This window comes from Marinicrinis lubricantis, assembly GCF_042658665.1.
Lineage (GTDB): Bacteria > Bacillota > Bacilli > Paenibacillales > KCTC-33676 > Marinicrinis > Marinicrinis lubricantis.
The window spans coordinates 20,681-41,313 of the sequence record NZ_JBHSQV010000027.1 but is presented as its reverse complement, the minus strand read 5'-3'; the positions used below and the strand labels follow the sequence as shown (position 1 = coordinate 41,313).

Genomic DNA, 20,633 nt, shown 5'->3' with positions numbered 1-20,633 from the left:
ATTTATCCCATCCATTTCTGAACATGAAGATTACGATGCTGAAGCCTGTCTAGTCCCCTTGGAAATTAACGTATGAATGTGGTTTTCGCTGTTTACAATCCCTTTCGCCTGAATAATACCGTCCGAAGAAATAAAATAAGCAAAAGGCACAACGGGTGTCTGCAGATCCTTAAAGTTATCGACACGAACGATGGGTGCGTCCAGCCTATGATTTTGAAGCAGCTGTTCTACTTCTTCCTCCGGTCCGGATATGTACACGAAATACTGGTATACGGGCAGCTTGTTATAAAGCTCGTTGATGATGGGGTATAGTTTTTTGCAAGCATCGCAATAGCAAGAAGTAAAAAAGATCAAAGTTCCATCTTTTTCCGGTGCGATTACGGTCCATTCCTGCTTCGGTGAAATATGCCTCTCCAGCGGGAATACGATCCCCTTCGGCAATCCTTCATGCTCCTCGTGAAGCATGCTTTTGATTTTGATATTTTCCTTCATGATGATCATGGCGATATATGACAATAGGAATACGATGGACCATAAAACCAGATGAGAAAATAAATAAAATGAAGACATCATCCACTCAGCTCCTCCTCACATTTCAGAAGAAAGACTTTTCTTAAACTGCCAGCAAGTCACCGCTAATGAATAGAGCAGAACGATTCCAATCGAATTCAACAAGGCAGCTGCGATTTCAGAAAACGACAGCGTATAGATCGTCACCATGCTTCCGCTCATGAGCAGAACCATCGATAGAATCAATAAACAGATGATTTTCGCATATGTAAGTGTTCCGAATTGCTCCTGTACCAAGCTGCCAAAGCAATTGCATTCAACATATCTTCCCCTTGCGCGATGTGCGGCGTAGCCGAAGCAAAGCAGCAAACAAATGATCACCATCACGCCGATCATGGCCGTTGTTTCCCATACGAATAATATAGAAGCTGTGAGTTCAATGATGGGCAGGGTCAGCGCAGCAAATTCGGCCAACTTGGTAGGCACTTTTAACTGAACGATCGTTTCCTTGAACGATCTCAAATCGAATAGTTTAGTTATCGCAGAAAAGAAAAACACGGCGAGCACGAGGATTTGAATCTGAATTACAGCATTCACAACACATCACCCAACTTTCATGGTTTTTAGAGGCGTGCATCGTTAGCAATAATAAAAAGGGAAGAAGGATAAGGCCTAGACCTTATCCTTATGTGCTGCTTAGCACTCGCATCTGCAAACTTCACATCCATCATGATAGCGCTGACATCTGTAGGTCTTTCCTCCGCCGCACGCTCTATCCGTGCAATAAGTATACAAGTAGTGGGACCCTGCGCACATATCTCACACCTCCTTTGCGTGGTTTATGTATAGTCAGGGCAAATACCCCTGGCTACCTCGATTTGTTTGAAAACCATAATGGCATGTTGGTGCAATCGTTTGCACAAATTTCAAAAAAGAATTGCTGCCTATGTTAGCTATGAATCGGTTTCAGATGAACGAAAATAACCCTTTCCACGCAAGCAACCATTTTCTAATTTTTATGATATTTCTTTGATAAGATTATAATAACGCTTTCATTTCCATGTCAATCATTTTTTTAAAATTTACTCGATACCGCTGTCTGGCGGCATGCATAAGAACTAAAAAAGAAACCCTGCAGCACGACAATCGTTCGTGCATACAGGGCTCCATTGTACGATTAATAGCTCAATCCCTCATACAAAGGGAATTTTTCCGTCAACTGCTTAACCAGTCCTCTCGCCTTCTCCTTCACGGCTTCGTCCTGTGGATTTTTCAACGTCATGGCAATGACCTGAGCGATCGTCTTCATCGCTTCTTGATCCATGCCGCGTGTCGTTACCGCTGGCGTACCGATGCGGATTCCGCTCGTGATGAACGGGCTTGTTGGGTCGAAAGGAATCGCATTTTTATTGGCGGTGATTTTCACCTCATCCAACACATGCTCTGCGTCTTTACCGGTAATGTTCAGATTGCGAAGGTCGATCAGCATCAGATGATTGTCTGTGCCGCCCGATACAAGATTTAGTCCTTCAGCTGTAAGGGCTTCTGACAGCACCTTTGCATTTTCGACAACGTTCTTGGCATACGTCTTGAATTCAGGCTGCAGCGCTTCTCCCAACGCAACGGCTTTCGCAGCAATTACATGCATGAGCGGGCCGCCTTGTGATCCTGGGAATACCGCTTTATCGATCGCTTGGGCCCAGGACTTGCGGCATAAGATCATTCCGCCTCTTGGTCCGCGCAATGTTTTGTGCGTCGTCGTTGTGACAAAGTGAGCATGAGGCACTGGATTTGGATGGAGACCAGCGGCTACCAATCCTGCGATATGGGCCATGTCGACCATGAACAGCGCGCCTACGTCATTGGCAATTTGGCCCAGCTTCTCGAAGTCAATGATTCTTGGATACGCGCTTGCACCCGCAACGATCAGACGCGGTCTATGCTTGAACGCCAGCTTGCGCACCTCGTCGTAATCGATGCGGAAGCTGTCTTCCTGTACGCCGTAAGCGACGAAGTTATAAAGCAATCCGGATGCATTGACCGGACTGCCGTGCGTCAAGTGTCCGCCGTGTGCGAGGTTCATCCCTAGAACCGTATCTCCCGGCTTCAGCGCCGCTAAATAAACCGCCATGTTCGCCTGTGCACCTGAATGCGGCTGAACGTTGGCATGTTCAGCACCGAACAATTCCTTCGCGCGGTCTCTTGCCAAGTCTTCCACAATGTCTACATATTCACAACCGCCATAATAGCGCTTAGAAGGATACCCTTCCGCGTATTTGTTGGTAAGCACTGTGCCCATGGCTTCCATCACCGCACGGCTGACAATGTTTTCTGATGCGATAAGTTCAATGTTATCCTGCTGGCGCTGCAGCTCTAAATTAATCGCCTTTAATACGTCCTGATCCTGATTGCGCAAATGTTCGCTCATCGTTGAAACTCCTCTCGATTTTGAAAATGATATATGAAATGCCTTCTATACAAGCTTAACTGCAGTTTCCACTTTCTTCAGAAGCCGTCTTCTCTAGACGATACACCGCTCTTTCCCCGCCGATCAGCTTTGGTCGGGTATATGCTGCAGACACCAGCGCTTCCCCAATCTGTCTTACCTTCGGTCTGAACGGCACCGCCACCCGCTTCAAGTGCATTCCGATCAATGTAAGACCAATATCGATGCCGGCATCGGCCTGTACTTGTTCGACTAAGCAAGCATCCTCCATATGACGGTATGCATAAGAGGCCATCGACCCGCCCGCTTTCGGAACAGGTATCGCTGCGACCTCTTCCAAACGGTACCGCTCAAGCGTCTGCCTGCTGACCACAAGCGCGCGATTCAAATGCTCGCAGCATTGAAAAGCCAAATCAAAGCCGCAGTCTTTCTGCACGTCTGCCAATCCCCGGTAAATTTGTTCCGCAACGTCTGTCGCTCCGGCCGTTCCAATATGCTTGCCCATCACTTCACTCGTGCTGGTACCTATGACAAGGAGCTTGCCCGGTCCGAGCTTTGCTTGAACAGCAAGCTGTTCAGCTATCGAACGTACTTGATCTGAAATATGGTGAAGTCCATCCATTAAGCTCACCTCGAATCAAATGACTGCTGCTGCAGTTTAAGGATGAATGGCATGGCTGTCTTCGATTTGCTTGATTTTTTGAATTCTTTGATGATGGCGCTCGCCTTGTGAAAAATCGGTTTCGAGCCAAATCTTGACGATTTCCATCGCCAGGCCTGGTCCCACAACCCGTTCGCCCAGTGCAAGCACGTTCGTATCGTTATGCTCGCGAGTAGCACGTGCGGAGAACGTATCATGAGCCAAAGCGCAGCGAATGCCTGGCATTTTATTGGCCGCGATACTCATTCCGATCCCTGTACCGCAGACAAGAATGCCGCGATCCGCTTCGCCGGAAATGACTTGATTGCACGCTTCATTCGCATAGTCGGGATAATCGACGGAATCCGGGCAATCGCAGCCTACGTCTGCAACGGTATGTCCAAGCTCTTTTTCAATAAAATCCTTTAGCTGCTCCTTTAACTGAAAACCGCCATGATCGGCTCCGATCACTACTTTCATTTCAGAATGCCTCCTTTTCCTCATAATTTTAGTATACCCTTTAATGGACAAGTTGCGAAACCGTACGGATCGTCTTTCCTTGTCTTCTTTCAGGTCTTCTGTGCCGTATTCGATTACTCGTCTGATCTTCAAGCAATGGTCCTGCTTCAACAACAAAAAAAGAGCATATCACGTCCATGACGTATCTACGCTCTTTGCCCAGGCGACCGGCCGTATACCTTGATGCTCCACCGTGGTTCATTCCACTTGTCGCCAGTCACATCAAGTCTTCTATTTAGCTATATCATAACCGATGCTTTATCTGTCTGTAAAGATCCGTTTTGCCTTTATTCCCGCTCCAATTTATCCAACAGCTGCAAAAGCGCCTGCTCGATCTCCTCTGCCGCCTGCTCGTAGTCATTGAGGCTCCCGCCGAAAGGATCGGCCACATCGTAGGAACCAAGTTCATTTTGAAGCGCAAGCAGATGCTCCAGATCCTCTTCCGTCACGTTCTGCCCCATCGCCAGCTTCATCTGCAGCTCCGCCTCCCAAGCATTGAAGCGATTCAAAGCCTCTAGCTGCTCCGGCGTTTGCTTGACGTATTCCTTCAGCGCATACAACTTGTCTACCGCATGAGGATATTGCGCCGCAAGCGATTGTTTATGATGCATCGTCATCGTCAGCACCAAATCAGCCCAATCGATCCAGTCCGGTGACAGCGGCTTGGAATGATGCATCTCGCGTATGCCTTTTCGCTCCAATATCGTCCGTGTATGCTCTGACATCGGAATTCCGTTTGCGGCAGCAACTCCGGCAGAACGAACCTCGATTTGCAGATTGCGATGTTTCGCCAAATGCCTTAGCAGCGCTTCCGCCATCGGACTTCGGCAAGTGTTGCCCGTACATATGAATAAAATCCGTTTCAACAGATCAGAACCCCCAAGCTTGATACGATCATTCAACCGTCTGTTCGTTATCCCCGTACTTCTTGCTCCAAATACTCAAAGTCAGTCAGCCTCATAAAATAAACTTCATGCCCAGCACGAATAATATCGCGCCTCCAAATACTTCCCCGTACTCACCCAGCCAAGCATGCACCCTTCTGCCTAAATATAATCCGATCAATGACATGCTTCCGCCAAATACACCAAACGTAAATACACTAAGCAGCAAATCGGAAGCAAAGATGCCCAAAGAAATGCCAACGGAAAATGAATCAATACTTACACCAAAAGCGAACAGCAGAATACCGAGGAGAGATTGATGATTAAAGGATCGAACCTCATCCCCCTTCAGCGCGCTGTATATCATATGTAAGCCAAGAACAACCATTAAGCCGCCGCCGGTAATGATCGCAATGCTGCCCAGCAAACCTCCCAAATAACGGCCGGTTGCAATACCGATGACGGGCATGATGATGTGGAACATTCCAACGACAGTGCTTATTTTTAGTATATCCAATAATCGGACGCCTTTCATCCCTATGCCTAAACCGACAGAGAAGGCATCCATCCCGAGTGCCATCGCCATAAATAGAATCGTAACGAGCTGTCCTGTCTCCATTACAGGATACATACCGAGCATCTCCCCTTGTCCGCTTTTCTCTACCCAACATATGCGGACAGGCGATGAATCATTCGTATGTATTGTCTGTCTATCTTCTGACGATTTGATGGCCGGCAGCTTTTTGCAGCCGGTTCATGAGAGCTAGTCCTACGCCCTCTTGGGCGCATCCCTCCGCATAGATGACCTTCACACCCTGCTGATCGAAGGTTCTTAACGCGTCATACAGTCTTGCGGCGGCCGTCTCAAGCATGGACAAGCTTCCCAAAGAGATCGCAACGTCCGCGCAGCGATGATAGTCACCTGTATGTTCATCAAAGTAAAGCAGACCTGTTTTCTCCCCTTGTTCCGATGCCCTCTGGAGCTCCGACCGAATATATGAGACTACGGCACCGTAGCTTGCCGCTTGATCCGCTTTGTCCAGCTTGTCCAAATCCTTTGGCAATACGACCGTCATTCTTCCTTTCGGAGCATAATGGGTATATTTCATCCCAGGAGCGCGAGGTGCTTCGCCTGTATGCGATATGTTCTCGGTACCTGATATGATGTATGCTTCGGGAATGGCATCTTTCAGCTGCTCGATGTTCACGCCTCCTGGTCTTAGGACATGAATCCGGTCCTCATCCAGTTCAATTACAGTCGATTCCAGTCCCACTCCAGCCGGACCACCATCCACAATCGCATCAATCAATCCCTCTAAATCCTCCTGTACATGTGCAGCAAGCGTAGGACTCGGTCTGCCGGATCGATTGGCACTTGGCGCTGCAATGGGACATCCAGCGAGTGAAATCAATTCTCTTGCGACAGGATGCTCGGGAATTCGAATACCAAGGGTTGACAGTCCCGCTGTGACCTTATTGGAGATACGTCCTTCTTTCAGCGGCAGCACCATCGTAAGCGGTCCCGGCCAAAATCTTTCCGCCAACCTAGAGACATAAGGGTGCGCATCATCCACCCATTCGCTGATCCTCGACGCATCGGACAGATGCACAATGAGCGGGTTGTCCGAAGGCCTGCCTTTGGCCTGAAAAATTCGTTCCACCGCAAGATCGTTCGCGGCATTCGCCCCTAAGCCGTACACCGTTTCGGTAGGAAATGCAACCACCCCGCCTGATCGAAGCAGCGACGCTGCCTCCCTCAAGCAGGGAGAACGGGCGGGATCGACGCGGTCTACTTGGCATAAATATGTCTTCATGCCGATCCTCCTCTTCATTCATAAGCAATATTCTCATTTTATCACAACCGTGATTTAGGAAGGAATGTATTGCCTTAATCTAGTGGATCTATCGATTCGGAATACAGTCACTTCGTCTTACCCAGCTTCATGGAATCATCTCTTCATTTTACGCAAACAAGTTTTGAATCCAATGAATCAGCTTCACCAGCAGCTCCCACAAAAAGAATTTCATCTGAGTCTCTTCACCTTCACCAGCCTCGGCGGATGCGGTCTGGACTGATCCGTCCTCTCCCGCTGCGGTATCCGCGTCAGCCGCCTCCCCCGATTCCCCATCAACGAAGCACAGCGGCGGGAATAGAACACACCACCAGTTTTGTCCTTTTCCAGAACCCAGTGTTACACGCAGCGCTTCATACAATCCCGCCGGATATACTTTCCCGCCGTACATTTTCGTCGGAAAATGCACCTCTCCCAATTCGACCTGCACCGATTGGCTCACTTGATAGGTGCGAAGCACATCTTCAATGATGCGTTTGATTTCCGGAAGTTTGCCAGACACGACTTCTCTCGCTTCTTCCAACGTAGATGGGCCGCTCACCCATGTATTCATTTGCTGGGTGACCGCATCTCTCACCTTCTGTTTAATCCACTGGTCCTGCGGTGCATCGGAATGAGCTAATATACGCAAGCGGATCGATTCTTCTGGAATTTCCCCCGCGGCTAAAGCGACATTATTTTTTTGCTGTTCCCAGCTCACCATGAGCATAAAGCATATAAAAAAGACTAAAAATGAGACCGAACAAGTTTTTTTTTGCATGGATAAGCTCCCCTTTCTCCTCATACTCACAGTATGGCCAGATTTAGGGGAGCTAAACCTATCAATCTATGAAACTATGACATTTAATGCTTCTCTTTTGCCGCTTTGGCATTTTGTCCATTCTGCCCGTCGATCAGATCCTGTATTTGCAAGAGATTGACCAGCGGCTGCACGTCGTGCTTGAAATGAACGAGCACCGGCTTATTGTCCCTGGTAAACAGCAGCATATACGGCTTCTCCGCGCGTGCGAGAAAGATGAATGCATCGGATACTTGATCCTTGAAGAAAGAATGATTCAATTGAACAGCTGGATCGACAGGAATCCGCAATGCAATCCCTTTCTTTGGATCAATTTTCAGACTCGTGACGAGACCGTCAATCGATTTTAGAATCGAGATCGTTTCCTTTTGTATTTCAGGTGTGTACGGGATTTTCTTAACCACTTTCCCCTTCGTAACATCAAAAACCTCTACAGGTCTGATATCCACATTCGTATTCGGTTTGTCCGAAGCGTAGGGCGGAGACGGCTCGGCGAAAGCATGCGACGTCGTGAATCCGAATGCACCGCACAGCATGACAGCAGCGATCATCAAGGAATGCATCGTTTGCAGTAAGGTCTTTTTCATGTTCATGACACCTCCTGCTACTTAAAGTGCCCATTCATTCCCTAAACCAATCACGTGTCTTTCAATTTCAGCTAAATCCTTAACGATCTCCACCCGGTCCCAATTCCCTGCGGCACGCAGCATGTCCGCCACATCGGCGGCTTGTCCCGCCCCCGTTTCAAAGCCAATGATGTGCGGCGGTCTTCCTAGTTGTCCCGCACCTTCAATTAACTCGCGGTAGCAGCGCAGTCCATCCGCTCCTCCGTCGAGAGCAAGCAGCGGCTCGTAATCCTTCACTTCCGGCTGCAGCTCCAGCACGTCTGTTGAAGGTATATAAGGAGGGTTGGAGATCAGAATATCGATATCCACCTGGCGTTCGAGCAGCGGCTGAAGCAGATCACCTTCGATGAACTCGAGCTTGTCCCGAACATGGTGTAGTTCAGCATTCTGGCTTGCCATGCCCAACGCATCTGGGGATAGATCGACCGCATAAAATTGCCAATCGGGCTCAAGCAGTGCCAGTGTGATCGGGATAATGCCGCTGCCTGTACCAATATCGGCTGTCTTTAGCGAGTGCTTTCCAAGACGATCTGAAAGCCTTCTGCCCCAATACTGTACCCGCTCCACTAGCAGCTCGGTTTCCGGCCGGGGGATGAGTACCGCAGGGGACACCCGGAACGTAAAACCGAAAAATTCCTGCTCACCGGTAATATATTGAACCGGTACGCCCTCCGCTTTTCTTTGCAGCGCCTGCTGCAGAGCTTCCATCCGCTCCATCGGGAAGGGCTCCTGCCATGAAAGCAGCAGCTCGCTTCGATCCATCTCCAGTACATGCTCCAGCAGCAATCTGCACACGTGCTGCACATCCTGCGTATTTCGCGTCGTGCTTAAAAAAGAAGAAGCCTGTAAGTAGGCTTCTCTAATCGTTAACGGCTTTTCCACACGGGTTCCCCTCACTGCGCCTGTTCCATCAATTCTGCCTGAGTGGCGATGGTCAGGGCGGAAATGATTTCGTCCATATCTCCCGCAAGCACTTGGTCCAGCTTATGCAGCGTCAGGCCAATACGATGATCGGTCACACGGCTTTGCGGGAAATTGTAGGTCCGAATCCGCTCGCTTCGATCCCCTGTGCCGACCTTACTTTTCCGCTCGCTGGCATATTTCGCTTCTTCCTCTTGGCGGATTTTATCATAGATGCGTGCGCGCAGCACTCGCATCGCCATTTCCTTGTTGGAGTTCTGCGATTTGCCGTCCTGACAGGAAACCACAATGCCTGTCGGGATATGCGTGAGCCGTACAGCGGATTTGGTCGTGTTGACGGATTGGCCGCCAGGTCCGCTGGAGCAGAACGTATCTACACGAATATCCTTTTCACTAATATCCACTTCGACCTCTTCTGCCTCCGGCAGCACCGCCACCGTAGCCGTCGAAGTATGAATTCGACCGCCGGACTCTGTTTCAGGAACACGCTGTACGCGGTGAGCACCGCTCTCATACTTCAGTTTGCTGAAGGCGCCGTTCCCTTTCACCATAAAGATGATCTCCTTAAAGCCTCCGAGGTCGCTTTCGCTCGCTTCCATAATTTCCGTCTTCCACCCCTGCATATCGGCATAGCGCGTATACATTTTAAATAAATCCGAGGCAAACAAAGCCGCTTCGTCTCCGCCTGCCGCTCCGCGAATTTCAACAATGACATTCTTGTCATCGTTCGGATCCTTCGGCAGCAGAAGCACCTTCAGCCGTTCCTCCAGCTGCTCCTTGCGCTCGCTCAGCTCCTCGAGCTCCATCTTAACGAGTTCTCGCATCTCATCATCCAGCTTCTCGGCCAGCATGCTTTTCGCGGACTCGTGCTGTTCCATCACTTGCTTATATTCTTGATACGCATCGTATGTTTCCTGCATATTGGATTGTTCTTTGGACAATTCCCTTAAGCGTTTCGTGTCATTCGTTACATCCGGGTCGCACAACAGTTCACTAATTTTCTCATAACGGTCTGCAACAGCCTGTAATTTATCCAGCATGCCATACACTCCTCTCTGATGAAATCTTAGATTTCATCTGATTTGTTGATTTTATTGCAGCTTACGAATGGACCTCATTATACGTTAAATCGGAAGTGCATCACGTCGCCGTCCTGCACGATATATTCTTTACCTTCTAATCGAAGCAGCCCTTTTTCCCTCGCTGCTGCCATCGAACCGCTGGTGATCAAATCCTCATAACCAACGACTTCGGCACGAATAAATCCGCGCTCAAAATCGGTATGGATCACGGCCGCGGCCTGAGGGGCCTTCGTTCCGCGGCGAATCGTCCATGCCCGAACTTCCTGTACCCCTGCGGTGAAATATGTCTGCAAGCCGAGCAGCTTATAAGCTGCGCGAATCAAACGGTCAAGCCCGGACTCAGAGAGTCCAAGCTCTTCCAAGAACATTTCGCGATCTTCGCCTTCCAGCTCCGCAATTTCCGATTCTACTTTCGCACTAACCGCGACGACTTCTGCATTTTCCGCCTCAGCGAACTCCCGTACCTTCTGTACGTAAGGGTTGCCATCGGCGTTGCCTGCTTCGTCCTCGCTGACGTTCGCCGCATACAGCACGGGCTTCATCGTCAGAAGATGCAGATCCCGGATCAGCAATTTTTCATCATCCGTTAAATCCAAGCTTCTTGCAGGCTTATCCTCATATAGGGTCGCCTTTACTTTTTCCAGACATTCCACCTCTTGCGCATACTTCTTATCGCCGCCCTTCATATTTTTACGGGAACGGTCAATACGCTTCTCGACGCTTTCAATGTCTGCTAAGATCAGCTCCAGATTAATCGTCTCAATATCCTCCAGCGGGTTTACTCCTCCCGCCACGTGCGTAATATTCTCGTCCTCAAAGCAGCGCACAACATGCACAATGGCGTCTACTTCGCGAATATGCGCGAGGAACTTATTGCCTAAACCTTCACCTTTGCTTGCCCCTTTGACCAGACCTGCAATATCGACAAATTCAAATGCCGTCGGTACAATCCGGTTCGGGTTTACAATCTCAGCGAGCTTTCCAAGACGCTCATCCGGTACCTCGACGACGCCGACATTCGGATCAATCGTACAGAACGGATAGTTCGCCGATTCTGCTCCCGCCTGCGTTATTGCATTAAACAGTGTAGACTTCCCCACATTGGGCAGTCCTACAATCCCTGCCTTTAAAGCCATAATCTATGTCAACTCCTCACAGAACTATAGTACGCTGTAACTTCATTATTATATAGCAGTGCGCTCCTTAGTACAATCAACAAAAAAACACACGCTTTGTGCAGGTCGTGTGTCTAGAATGGCTTTACGCTTTTGCCGGCAGACCTTGCTGTAGTCTAGCTTTGGCCATTTGCTTGCGCTGCTCGGAGCGGATATGGATTTGCCTCGTCAATATAAACGCTTGAAAAGAGGTTATTTTATCCTGTGGAAAGGAACAAATTTTACACCCGTAAAACATGCCTCCATCCTTCGCAGTGTGACGGACAACCTCTACCTCGAATTGCACCTCTAATCCTGTCGTTAACTCAAGCTGAAGTCTCTTGCCGGATAAGCCGGGCTCACTCGCGGGAAGCATAAAACCGACTCCCCCCAAGCTGATATCCTGAATATCGATATTCAGCGGCTCAAGCTCTGTCTTCGGTTCCCGTTTGTCATGAGCTTTGATCAATCCTTGTTCTTTCACCTTTACTCTGGGGTGCTCCCTGCGATTCAAAAATTTCTTCTGCGTCTCCGGCGGAATCAGCGCAACGATAACATCGATATCGATGGCAACAACACTGCTCGTGAAGGTATATATTCCACCTAGGGAGTAAATACTCAGCTTCACGGGCTGACCTAATTCAAATTTATTGGAGTCTGACAGTTCAATCTCGACGATATCCCCTTCCGCATACGTAAGCATTCCGGAAGTCACGAAATCCTTCGTTTCGAGCACCGTCCTTGAATCCAATAATATACCGCTGCTCGCAGTAGAGGATGAAGAGCGCATTGGGGAAACGGTTGATAAACTCATGACATCACCTGTTTATTAGATTTGATCCTGCATATAAACAAAAAAGCTAACCTAAGCAGCTCGCCCAGATTAGCCTATTACCTTGATTCCCAAGTCCTACACAAGAAAAGTATGTAAGCTGTATCCGATTTGGCGATCTGGATCCCATACGTTGTTAAGAACTGCTAGTGAATTCCAGAAACGTTAGCATGATTGTCATTCGACAATATGCCTTCTTTCGACAAAGTTACATGTAGGAAAAGAGAACCTAGGACAGAAAAAGAGAATAGGAAAATAGAACCTAATACGTATATTATATTCAACTGGCTTTGATATTTCAACATTAAAGTATTCATCATCAGGTTACAATGACAGCCGAGCTCTGAAGTTTATCGATCATGCTTGTCCCATCATTGATGTTTCCACCATTATCCTATACAATGATAGCTGTTTCAGATTGAACACACAGTGGGTAATGTGGATAAATTCATTGTTATCCACAGAATTATACACAACCTGTTCACAACGAATCTATGTTCGGCGCATAAACCGCCATTTTGAGGTGTCCACATGTGGATAAATTGATGGATGAATATTGGATGCACATCGCCATGGAAGAAGCACTTGCCGCTCAAAAATTGGGAGAGGTTCCGATCGGTGCAGTGATTGTTCAAGACGGCATTATTATCGGACGCGGCCATAACTTGCGGGAAACAACCCATAATCCGGCTGCGCACGCCGAAATGATCGCTATTGAAGAGGCCAGCCGTACGCTGCAAGCATGGCGTCTTCTGAACTGTACGCTGTATGTGACGCTTGAGCCTTGTCCGATGTGTGCCGGAGCGATCGTTCAATCCCGAATTCCCCGTGTCGTATTTGGTACCCGTGATCCCAAGGCCGGCTGTGCAGGCACTCTGATGAATTTGCTTCAAGAGCCCCGATTTAATCACCAAACCGAGGTCACCGCTGGCATACTGCAAGAAGAATGCTCAGAACTGCTGTCCGCTTTCTTCAGGCGCATTCGAAACCAGAAAGCAGTGCTGAAACAGAAGCAGAGGCAATCCCCAGAAGCAGCCGAAGAATAATCCTTCCGGCTTCCCGGCAAACTAACGAAAGCACTTCAGCTATTCTATTTGGTATAGAAGGGGGAGCCATTCTGATGACGAAGCAAATTCATAACGACAAAAACCTGCAGAACGTCGTTAATGAGCTGGAAACGTCGGCGGTGAACAGCCATCAAGCGCAGCAATTGAACCAAGATCATATGGATAACCGAAAGCAGGCGCTCAAAAATAAAAAGGGCTACAAAGAAAACGAGAACATGTATCAGTAGCAAAACGCAAAAACTTCCTCTATCCACAGCTGTCGCTGAAGATAAGGAAGTTTTTTTCATGACATATACGGTTATACACATGTGAATATTCTATTTGTCTATGATGTCCCCTGTGCCGTTTTCCTCCTTCTCCACACCCGTTGTGGAAAAGCAACTCCGAACAAGATCAACAGCACGCCAATCCACTGTAGAAGACTGACATGTTCTTTTAGCACGATCGTTGACATCAGCACCGCAACTGGGAGCTCAGCTGCACTTAAAATCGATGCCAGGGTTCCGCCAATACGGGCCACACCTATAGCATAAAATAACGTTGGGATCACCATACCAAATAACCCTAAAAGCAGTCCGTAAAAGGAAAGCGGCGAAGCCAAGGATCCGTCCCATAGATATGCCGGTCCAAACACAATCCATGCCAACAGCAGCCCCCCTGTAACGGTCACCGCAGATCTGCTGACGGAAGGAAGACTGGATTTTATTTTTCCGCTTAATAAGATAAAAAAGCTGTAGCTTACGGCCGCAAGCAGCCCAAGAAGCGTCCCCCAAATATGGAATTCTATATTTCCTTCCAAGATGCCTCCGGCGAGAAAGGTGCCCAAGAGCAGGAAAACCAAAGACAGATATGTCGATTTGGCCGGAAGCTTCCTCGACCAAATCGAATCGATCAGCACACCGATCCATGTAAACTGAAACAGGAGCAAAATCGCAAAGGAAGCTGGAATAAACTGCAGCGCGGCGTAATACAGCATTCCTGTGGATGCTGTAAAGCAGCCAATCAAACCTAGCGCCAGCCACTGCCGTAAGTTGAAGCTCCACCGACTCAGCGGCAGTGCGATACACCACAGCAGGAGCGCTCCGTACAGCATTTGACTGCCGATGACCTGATCGACCGTATACCCTTCCCTATATGCCAGCTTTACGAAGGTGGAAAGAATACCGTAGCTCGCGCCACCTAATAAGACAAGAATGATGGATTTCCACATGTTGTTTCTCCTATACAAGATTCAATATATTTTCAATAAGGAAACGATTGACGAAATTATTCGTTCATCAGCCAAAAGAAATTGTATCTCAAGACTTAAGAAGCATGAAGTCATAATTTTCCATATGGTACAATGGATGTATTATTCCTAGTAAAGGTGATGCCCATGACAAAAACGAGCAATTCTCCTGGTTTCGGTTTTGCAAATATTTTGAAGCTCATGCGCTATATGACGTTTCCAAAAATGCTGTTCAGCTTCGCTTTGATCCTCAGTCTGTTGAATACAGGGGCAAGCCTCATCGTACCCTTGTTTACGAGAAACCTAGTCGACAAATTGAGCCTAGATTCCTTGGAGCCGTCCGTCATTTATTTTCTGATCGGTGCCTTTATTGTACAAGCCGTTTCCTCCGGTCTGTCTCATTACATGCTGTCGTACGTGGGACAGCGCATGGTGGCGGGATTAAGGTCTCGTCTATGGGAAAAGGTGCTGTCCCTGCCGCTGTCTTACTTTGACCAAAATCGTTCGGGCGAGCCCGTAAGCCGCATTACTCAGGACACTTCGGTCGTCATGAACCTGGTCACACAGCACTTGATTTCATTTTTTACGAATATCATTTCCATTATCGGTGCCGTCAGTATTTTATTTTTCCTCGATTGGCAGATGACCTTGATTATCGTCATCGTTACCCCTTTCGCGCTGCTCATCGTTCAACCTCTGGGACGGAGAATGTACAGGATCTCAAAAAAGACGCAGCAGGAGATGGCCTCCTTAACCTCCGATCTCAATCAAGTGGTATCTGAAATTCGCTTAGTGAAAGCGAGCAATGCAGAGACGAAGGAGAAATCGAACGGTATTCATCGCATTGAAGAGCTGTTCCGTTTCGGACGAAAGGAAGCAACCGTACAAGCAGTACTTGCCCCCTTCATGACGCTTATTATGATGGCAGTCATGGTGATCATTATCGGTTACGGCGGCTACCGTGTCGCATCCGGAGCGTTAAGCGCAGGCGATTTAGTCGCTTTCATTTTATATGTTTTCCAAATCGTCGTTCCGTTCAGCCAATTCGCCAGCTTCTTCACCCAGCTTCAAAAGGTGCACGGTGCCTCCGAACGTCTCATCGAAATGATGAATATGTCTGAGGAAGTCAAGCAGGAAGGGAGAGAAATTCCTCATTCGGCGGATCGCTCCATCCTATTTGACCACGTTCGGTTCGCCTATAACGGAGAAGAAGAAGAGGGTGTCTTGAAAGACATCACCTTTACGATTCCCGAACGGAAAGTAACCGCCATCGTCGGTCCAAGCGGCAGCGGGAAGACAACGATCTTTTCGCTTCTAGAGAGATTTTATTCCCCTCAAGAAGGAACGATTCTGTACGGCGGAAGATCGATAGCGGATTTCTCTTTAAAGGCCTGGCGTGAACAAATCGGTTACGTGTCTCAAGAAAGTCCTCTGCTTGCAGGCACGATACGAGAAAATATTACCTACGGCCTTGAGCGAAGCGTCGCATTGGAAGAGGTAGAAGAAGCGGCACGGATGGCGAACGCCCATGAGTTCATTGCACAGCTGCCGCGCGGTTATGATACCGAGGTTGGGGAACGTGGCATGAAGCTGTCTGGCGGACAGCGGCAGCGCATCGCTATTGCCCGCGCTATTCTTAGAAATCCACGCATCCTGCTCCTAGACGAAGCAACCTCCAGCCTCGACAGTGCCTCCGAGCACGAAGTACAGAAGGCGCTGCAAGCCTTAATGGAAAATCGTACGACGGTCGTTATCGCTCACCGCCTCTCCACCATAGTCGGTGCCGATCAAATTATCGTACTCGAGTATGGCAAAGTAACGGGGGCCGGAACGCATGATCAGCTTTTTGCTACACATTCCCTTTACCGAGAACTGGCGCGGAAACAGTTCCAGACCAGCGGAAGCTTCACATAGAGAAAAATACAAAAAAACCGTCCGAGAATATTCTCGAGACGGTTTTTCGTATGTTGCATATTACAGCAGTTTATTCGCTCTCATCAAATTAACAAGCAGCTTTGCCGTTTCTGCACGTGTAATTCTAGCGGTTGGATCAAAGATCAACAGCGGATCCTGCTCAGGATCCGAATTCGGAACCAATTTACCCTGCATCAGCTTCTTGCTGTAAACTGCTTCTACCGCTGCTCTCGCATAATAGTTAATCGTACCGGAATCCGTAAATACTTTATCCAGTTTTGTCTTCGCCGCATCATAATTGGTATTCATTTTCAAGTTCATCGCATAGGCAATCATGATCGCAGCTTGCTCACGCGTTACCGGGGAATCCGGTGCGAACTGCTGAATACCCACACCGCGGACGAATCCATTCTGTCCGGCAGTCTCAATATAACGATAATCCCAATATGGGCTTGCATAAATATATGGTGGAACATCATAGAACAAACGGTTGTTTGGATCGTAGTCCAATGGGATATCTAGCACCTTCACAAGCGCCTGCGCAAATTCTCCTCGGGTCGTAGGCTCATAAGCGCCGAATTCCCCACCGCTCTTCGAATTCATAATGCCTTTTGCAAACACGATCTCCATATCATCTCTGGCGAAGCCGTGATTTTGTGTATCGTCGAAGCCAAAGTTGTTATAAAACACCGCATAATAGCCAAATTGATCCATGGATGCCGTAATGGTGTGCGACTTGGCATTGACTTTACCGCCAATATTCGTCCACTTCATCGAGCGTGCATCTTGGTCATAACCGAATCTCCAGATCGACAGCTGATTGGCTGCCACATCGCGAATATTGGAATCGTATTGCAGCGTAATCGTTCCGCGCACCGTTGGCTTCAGCCAATAGTTCCCTTGGCGATTCCAAATATTATATGTCGTGTTGTTGCCGTTTGGATTCGTAATCTGCAGCTCTTGTCCGTAATATGGATGCATGCCGTTCTGCTGTACATAGCCAGGCTGTGTGCTGTCATAGTAACCGGCGTCAATCCAATACAAATTGCTGGCATAACCGAAATGGTAAGGAACGGTCAGCATGGAACTCATAAAATTGCCCATCGTATGAATTTCTGAAATCGAACCCAGGTGGCTGACGGTTTTTTTCGTCCGTCCATCCACAGGATCTGCAATTCCAGCCAATACTCTTTGCGAATCAAACAGCTCTACTTTTTGCGTCGTATCGTTCACCGGCGTCAGCATCGTGCCTTTAGGGAATTGAATGCTTACCGCTTTGTTGAACATATCAATTTTCCCTCTCGAACCGATTTGTTCACTGTACTGCGCACCTATAGTGTTCGAATTCGCATATACGACTTCAAATTCATCTTCAATCTCGTTCTCTCCAATAATAATCGTATATTCGATCGTATTAGAGCCTTTTTTCAAATCATAAATCGTACCTGTAAAGTATTCCGTATTGTTCTCGGTCACTTTTTCAAGTACCGTATCCTTGCCAACTATAACGCTGTCCGCACCTTCCGCGGAAATTTCTACCTTCAAGAAGTTTTGATTAATAACCCGCTCCTGAGGCAGTACCGGCGATAAGATTTGGTATGGCGCATTGCTGCGTACCACCGTCAATGGCACCGAAGTGCTCACTGGACCTTTTGTCGCCTTAACGACAATCGAGTTCGCACCCATATTCAAAGGCAGATTGGTGATGCGGAAATAGCCCGGCAATCTGGATTCAGTAGTAATCTGAATGCCGTCCACCGTCATAGGCAGTGGAGTTTGTATAGAACCGTCGCTGTTGAAGGAGATTACGAAGAACTGCTCCCCGTCCAGCATGACGATTAATTTATCCGTATCGGCTGTACCGATTAAGATATCGGCAGTCTTCTCGGTCGTATTGTACGTATCGGTTACAGATGCATCCTGCACGAATTTTTGATCCGGATCGCTGATATTCTTTGTTCCTGTTGTGACCACAGGGACAGGGTACGGCTTCTTAATATCCGGTGCGTCGTCCGTATAGTAGTAAACCGTAATACGTGTCTCTACCGGAATCCCTTGAGCCGTACCGGATACGACGACCTCATTCGGCCCTTGAGCCAAAATATTCGTCAGCTGATTCGGGTTAGTAGAATCAGCATTCACTACACTGAACGTACTATTCGTTATGTCAATGTTCGCATGCACGGCAATCCCGTTTACGCGAACGACAATGCTTTGCTTCTCCGCATTGGTAACGAAATTGAACAGCTTCCCTGTGAAATTCGGCAAGGTTGGAAGCGTATAATTGTCTCCATCATATATACCGTAAAGTACAATCGAAGGTACTGGAGTGTAATTGATCGAGATCGGCAAATAATTATCAATATTCGATCCATCTTGGATGGAGAAGTTCAGTGTCATACTGCCAGTGAACGGCAGGCTGTTGATTCGAATCTTTTTAGAGCCTTGACCTGGTGTCGTGTTAGGGTCAAATACCACATAATCCGTACCAGAGACCAATGTCTTTGTGACACCGTCTTGTGTGACAGAGACGGATGGCGTAAAGTCTCCTGCATTGTTCTGAACAGATACCAACGCGTAGATTGGCAGGTTCGAAATCGAAGAGGAGAAATACCCTGCTGTACCGCCCGTATTGTTGGAAGGATCGACTCCGAAAATTTGCTGCACATTGGCAATCGATGCCTTCGAGCTATCCTTATAAGTAAAGCTGACCATCGAGCTAAACGGCTGACGCTGCGTACCGCCATCATAATAGTCACCATTTAGAGTGAAGCGATACGTTCCGTTCGTATTAATGGGCCAGCCAGCTGATGCAGTAACGGCCGAAAGATCTATGAAATACGTATAGATTTTATGGCCGCGGCCATCATCGACCGGTGTTGAAATGGTGATTTTCCCAGCCAACTGCGGATCACTCGTCGGAATACTGAATACTCCAACATTGTCCCGAATTAAATCAATCTGCGTAAACTGCATAGCCGGATCAATGCCAGAACTTGCTGGAATCGCAATTTCACCCTTCAATCCAAGCGGCAGACCGTTGGCAGAAGAGACGACATTGCCTCCGTCGATTTGAACCGCATCATTCGCGGCATTGTTTGCATCACTCTGCATAAATACGTTATACATTGCGCCTGGGCCATCAATGTAAATAATGCTTCTTTTAATTTCATACAACCTTGTATTCGACGTTGCCTGAATAATTAACGTATTCAGACCAGGGGTCAAAGCAAAATTAGAAATGGAGAATGAATTTTGCCCGTAAGCTGTCGCATTCACCCCATTCACACTAACGGCATCGGCATTCTCCGTTTGAATAATGAAGAACTGCGTTGCATTGTTTACATATACGGGACTCGTTGAATTTAAAGGAACACCGTCATTGATCGTAATACTATGAATGACAGGTGCGTTGTCATAGTAAACGTAACAAATTCCCTCTACTCCATTTGGAGTCGTAATTGTAATTTTGTTCATGCCGACAAAGAGCTGTACATTACTCAGCGTAAACTCCTGCCCTGTCGGTCCGGATTTCACCGGTGTTGCGTTTGGATATTGGCTTGGCGTTCCATTCTCTACCCATTGATTACCGGAATCGAGTACCATTTGCTGTACCGTATAGGATAACGTGGTAGGTACGGTTTGGGAGAAAGTCGCGCGAAATTCACTAATAATGTTACTGTTAACAGGATTGCTCTTTGCGCCATCAGGTGTACTGCTGTATGCCGGAAACGTAAAGTAGGCTGCAGGAGCCGCTTTTACGGGCATTTGCACAACCAATGTCATAAGCAATGCCATAACGACAAGGAGACTGACAAAACGACTTGTTTTACTGGATAAACTCATATTTCCTCCCCTATCTCATTTTATAATAGATGTATAAGACATTTATCGGCACCAATTGAGGAAAAGTTTATCTCCATTGGTAAGAAATCATTTGGTACTTCTAGGAAAATTTTTTCTCCACATCATGATTTTGGTTTTCATTTTGCGCCGCTGCAGGAATGGAAGATTTTTTTCACAGCCCGACCTTTCATCATGTTCACAAATTTGCTATAATAAAACAGTCACGCGCCCGTAGCTCAGCAGGATAGAGCGACAGTTTCCTAAACTGTGCGTCGCGGGTTCGAATCCCGCCGTGGCGCGCCAGATTCATTT

The 20,633-nt window shown here is 47.8% G+C and carries 19 protein-coding genes, 1 tRNA gene and 1 riboswitch; of the genes, 4 read left to right on the top strand and 16 right to left on the bottom strand.

Going from position 1 to position 20,633, the window contains the following annotated elements:
• Nucleotides 1–30: 30 nt before the first annotated feature.
• From ACFPXP_RS03525 to ACFPXP_RS03460, 14 genes are all read right to left on the bottom strand, one after another.
• Nucleotides 31–573 carry a hypothetical protein gene (locus ACFPXP_RS03525; protein ID WP_379892408.1) on the bottom strand — a complete coding sequence of 181 codons (543 nt, stop codon included), beginning with the start codon at nucleotides 571–573 and terminating at the stop codon, nucleotides 31–33.
• Nucleotides 574–588: 15 nt separating this feature from the next.
• Nucleotides 589–1,107, bottom strand: a complete 519-nt coding sequence (locus ACFPXP_RS03520) for a MauE/DoxX family redox-associated membrane protein (protein ID WP_379892406.1) — start codon at nucleotides 1,105–1,107, stop codon at nucleotides 589–591.
• 580 nt (nucleotides 1,108–1,687) lie between these two features.
• Nucleotides 1,688–2,938, bottom strand: coding sequence for a serine hydroxymethyltransferase (locus tag ACFPXP_RS03515; protein WP_379892404.1), 1,251 nt, complete (start codon nucleotides 2,936–2,938; stop codon nucleotides 1,688–1,690).
• 55 nt (nucleotides 2,939–2,993) lie between these two features.
• Entirely contained in the window at nucleotides 2,994–3,578 is a 585-nt protein-coding gene (locus ACFPXP_RS03510; RefSeq protein ID WP_379892402.1) for a TIGR01440 family protein, read from the bottom strand.
• Between the two features lie 36 nt (nucleotides 3,579–3,614).
• Nucleotides 3,615–4,076 (bottom strand): ribose 5-phosphate isomerase B, encoded by a 462-nt coding sequence (rpiB, locus tag ACFPXP_RS03505; protein ID WP_379892400.1) that lies wholly within the window; start codon nucleotides 4,074–4,076, stop codon nucleotides 3,615–3,617.
• A 189-nt stretch (nucleotides 4,077–4,265) separates the two neighbouring features.
• Nucleotides 4,266–4,346, bottom strand: a riboswitch (ZMP/ZTP riboswitch).
• A gap of 56 nt (nucleotides 4,347–4,402) precedes the next feature.
• Nucleotides 4,403–4,981 carry an arsenate reductase/protein-tyrosine-phosphatase family protein gene (locus ACFPXP_RS03500; protein ID WP_379892398.1) on the bottom strand — a complete coding sequence of 193 codons (579 nt, stop codon included), beginning with the start codon at nucleotides 4,979–4,981 and terminating at the stop codon, nucleotides 4,403–4,405.
• 91 nt (nucleotides 4,982–5,072) lie between these two features.
• A complete protein-coding gene (locus ACFPXP_RS03495; protein WP_379892396.1) occupies nucleotides 5,073–5,630 on the bottom strand; it encodes a manganese efflux pump MntP in 558 nt (185 codons plus the stop codon).
• A 79-nt stretch (nucleotides 5,631–5,709) separates the two neighbouring features.
• Nucleotides 5,710–6,813, bottom strand: coding sequence for an L-threonylcarbamoyladenylate synthase (locus ACFPXP_RS03490; protein ID WP_379892394.1), 1,104 nt, complete (start codon nucleotides 6,811–6,813; stop codon nucleotides 5,710–5,712).
• 148 nt (nucleotides 6,814–6,961) lie between these two features.
• On the bottom strand, nucleotides 6,962–7,612 hold the full coding sequence (gene spoIIR / locus ACFPXP_RS03485; protein ID WP_379892392.1) for a stage II sporulation protein R: 651 nt from the start codon (nucleotides 7,610–7,612) through the stop codon (nucleotides 6,962–6,964).
• A gap of 83 nt (nucleotides 7,613–7,695) precedes the next feature.
• Nucleotides 7,696–8,238 carry a hypothetical protein gene (locus ACFPXP_RS03480; RefSeq protein ID WP_379892390.1) on the bottom strand — a complete coding sequence of 181 codons (543 nt, stop codon included), beginning with the start codon at nucleotides 8,236–8,238 and terminating at the stop codon, nucleotides 7,696–7,698.
• A gap of 21 nt (nucleotides 8,239–8,259) precedes the next feature.
• Nucleotides 8,260–9,159 (bottom strand): peptide chain release factor N(5)-glutamine methyltransferase, encoded by a 900-nt coding sequence (gene prmC / locus ACFPXP_RS03475; protein ID WP_379892388.1) that lies wholly within the window; start codon nucleotides 9,157–9,159, stop codon nucleotides 8,260–8,262.
• Nucleotides 9,160–9,170: 11 nt separating this feature from the next.
• The gene (gene prfA, locus ACFPXP_RS03470) at nucleotides 9,171–10,238 is read right to left on the bottom strand and encodes a peptide chain release factor 1 (RefSeq protein ID WP_379892386.1); all 1,068 of its coding nucleotides are present in this window, start codon (nucleotides 10,236–10,238) and stop codon (nucleotides 9,171–9,173) included.
• Nucleotides 10,239–10,315: 77 nt separating this feature from the next.
• A complete protein-coding gene (gene ychF, locus ACFPXP_RS03465; RefSeq protein ID WP_379892384.1) occupies nucleotides 10,316–11,416 on the bottom strand; it encodes a redox-regulated ATPase YchF in 1,101 nt (366 codons plus the stop codon).
• Between the two features lie 124 nt (nucleotides 11,417–11,540).
• Nucleotides 11,541–12,248, bottom strand: coding sequence for a PilZ domain-containing protein (locus ACFPXP_RS03460; RefSeq protein WP_379892382.1), 708 nt, complete (start codon nucleotides 12,246–12,248; stop codon nucleotides 11,541–11,543).
• Nucleotides 12,249–12,811: 563 nt separating this feature from the next.
• Between ACFPXP_RS03460 and tadA the strand changes: the two genes are divergently transcribed.
• A complete protein-coding gene (tadA, locus tag ACFPXP_RS03455) occupies nucleotides 12,812–13,312 on the top strand; it encodes a tRNA adenosine(34) deaminase TadA (RefSeq protein ID WP_379892527.1) in 501 nt (166 codons plus the stop codon).
• Between the two features lie 74 nt (nucleotides 13,313–13,386).
• A complete protein-coding gene (locus tag ACFPXP_RS03450; protein WP_379892380.1) occupies nucleotides 13,387–13,560 on the top strand; it encodes a hypothetical protein in 174 nt (57 codons plus the stop codon).
• 98 nt (nucleotides 13,561–13,658) lie between these two features.
• Here ACFPXP_RS03450 and ACFPXP_RS03445 read toward each other — a convergent pair whose 3' ends face one another.
• A complete protein-coding gene (locus ACFPXP_RS03445) occupies nucleotides 13,659–14,543 on the bottom strand; it encodes an EamA family transporter (protein WP_379892378.1) in 885 nt (294 codons plus the stop codon).
• 165 nt (nucleotides 14,544–14,708) lie between these two features.
• Here ACFPXP_RS03445 and ACFPXP_RS03440 point away from each other — a divergent pair, with 165 nt between their 5' ends.
• Nucleotides 14,709–16,475 carry an ABC transporter ATP-binding protein gene (locus ACFPXP_RS03440; RefSeq protein WP_379892376.1) on the top strand — a complete coding sequence of 589 codons (1,767 nt, stop codon included), beginning with the start codon at nucleotides 14,709–14,711 and terminating at the stop codon, nucleotides 16,473–16,475.
• A gap of 60 nt (nucleotides 16,476–16,535) precedes the next feature.
• Here ACFPXP_RS03440 and ACFPXP_RS03435 read toward each other — a convergent pair whose 3' ends face one another.
• On the bottom strand, nucleotides 16,536–20,321 hold the full coding sequence (locus ACFPXP_RS03435) for an S-layer homology domain-containing protein (protein WP_379892374.1): 3,786 nt from the start codon (nucleotides 20,319–20,321) through the stop codon (nucleotides 16,536–16,538).
• Between the two features lie 225 nt (nucleotides 20,322–20,546).
• Between ACFPXP_RS03435 and ACFPXP_RS03430 the strand changes: the two genes are divergently transcribed.
• A tRNA-Arg gene (locus ACFPXP_RS03430) sits at nucleotides 20,547–20,624 on the top strand.
• Nucleotides 20,625–20,633: the final 9 nt, after the last annotated feature.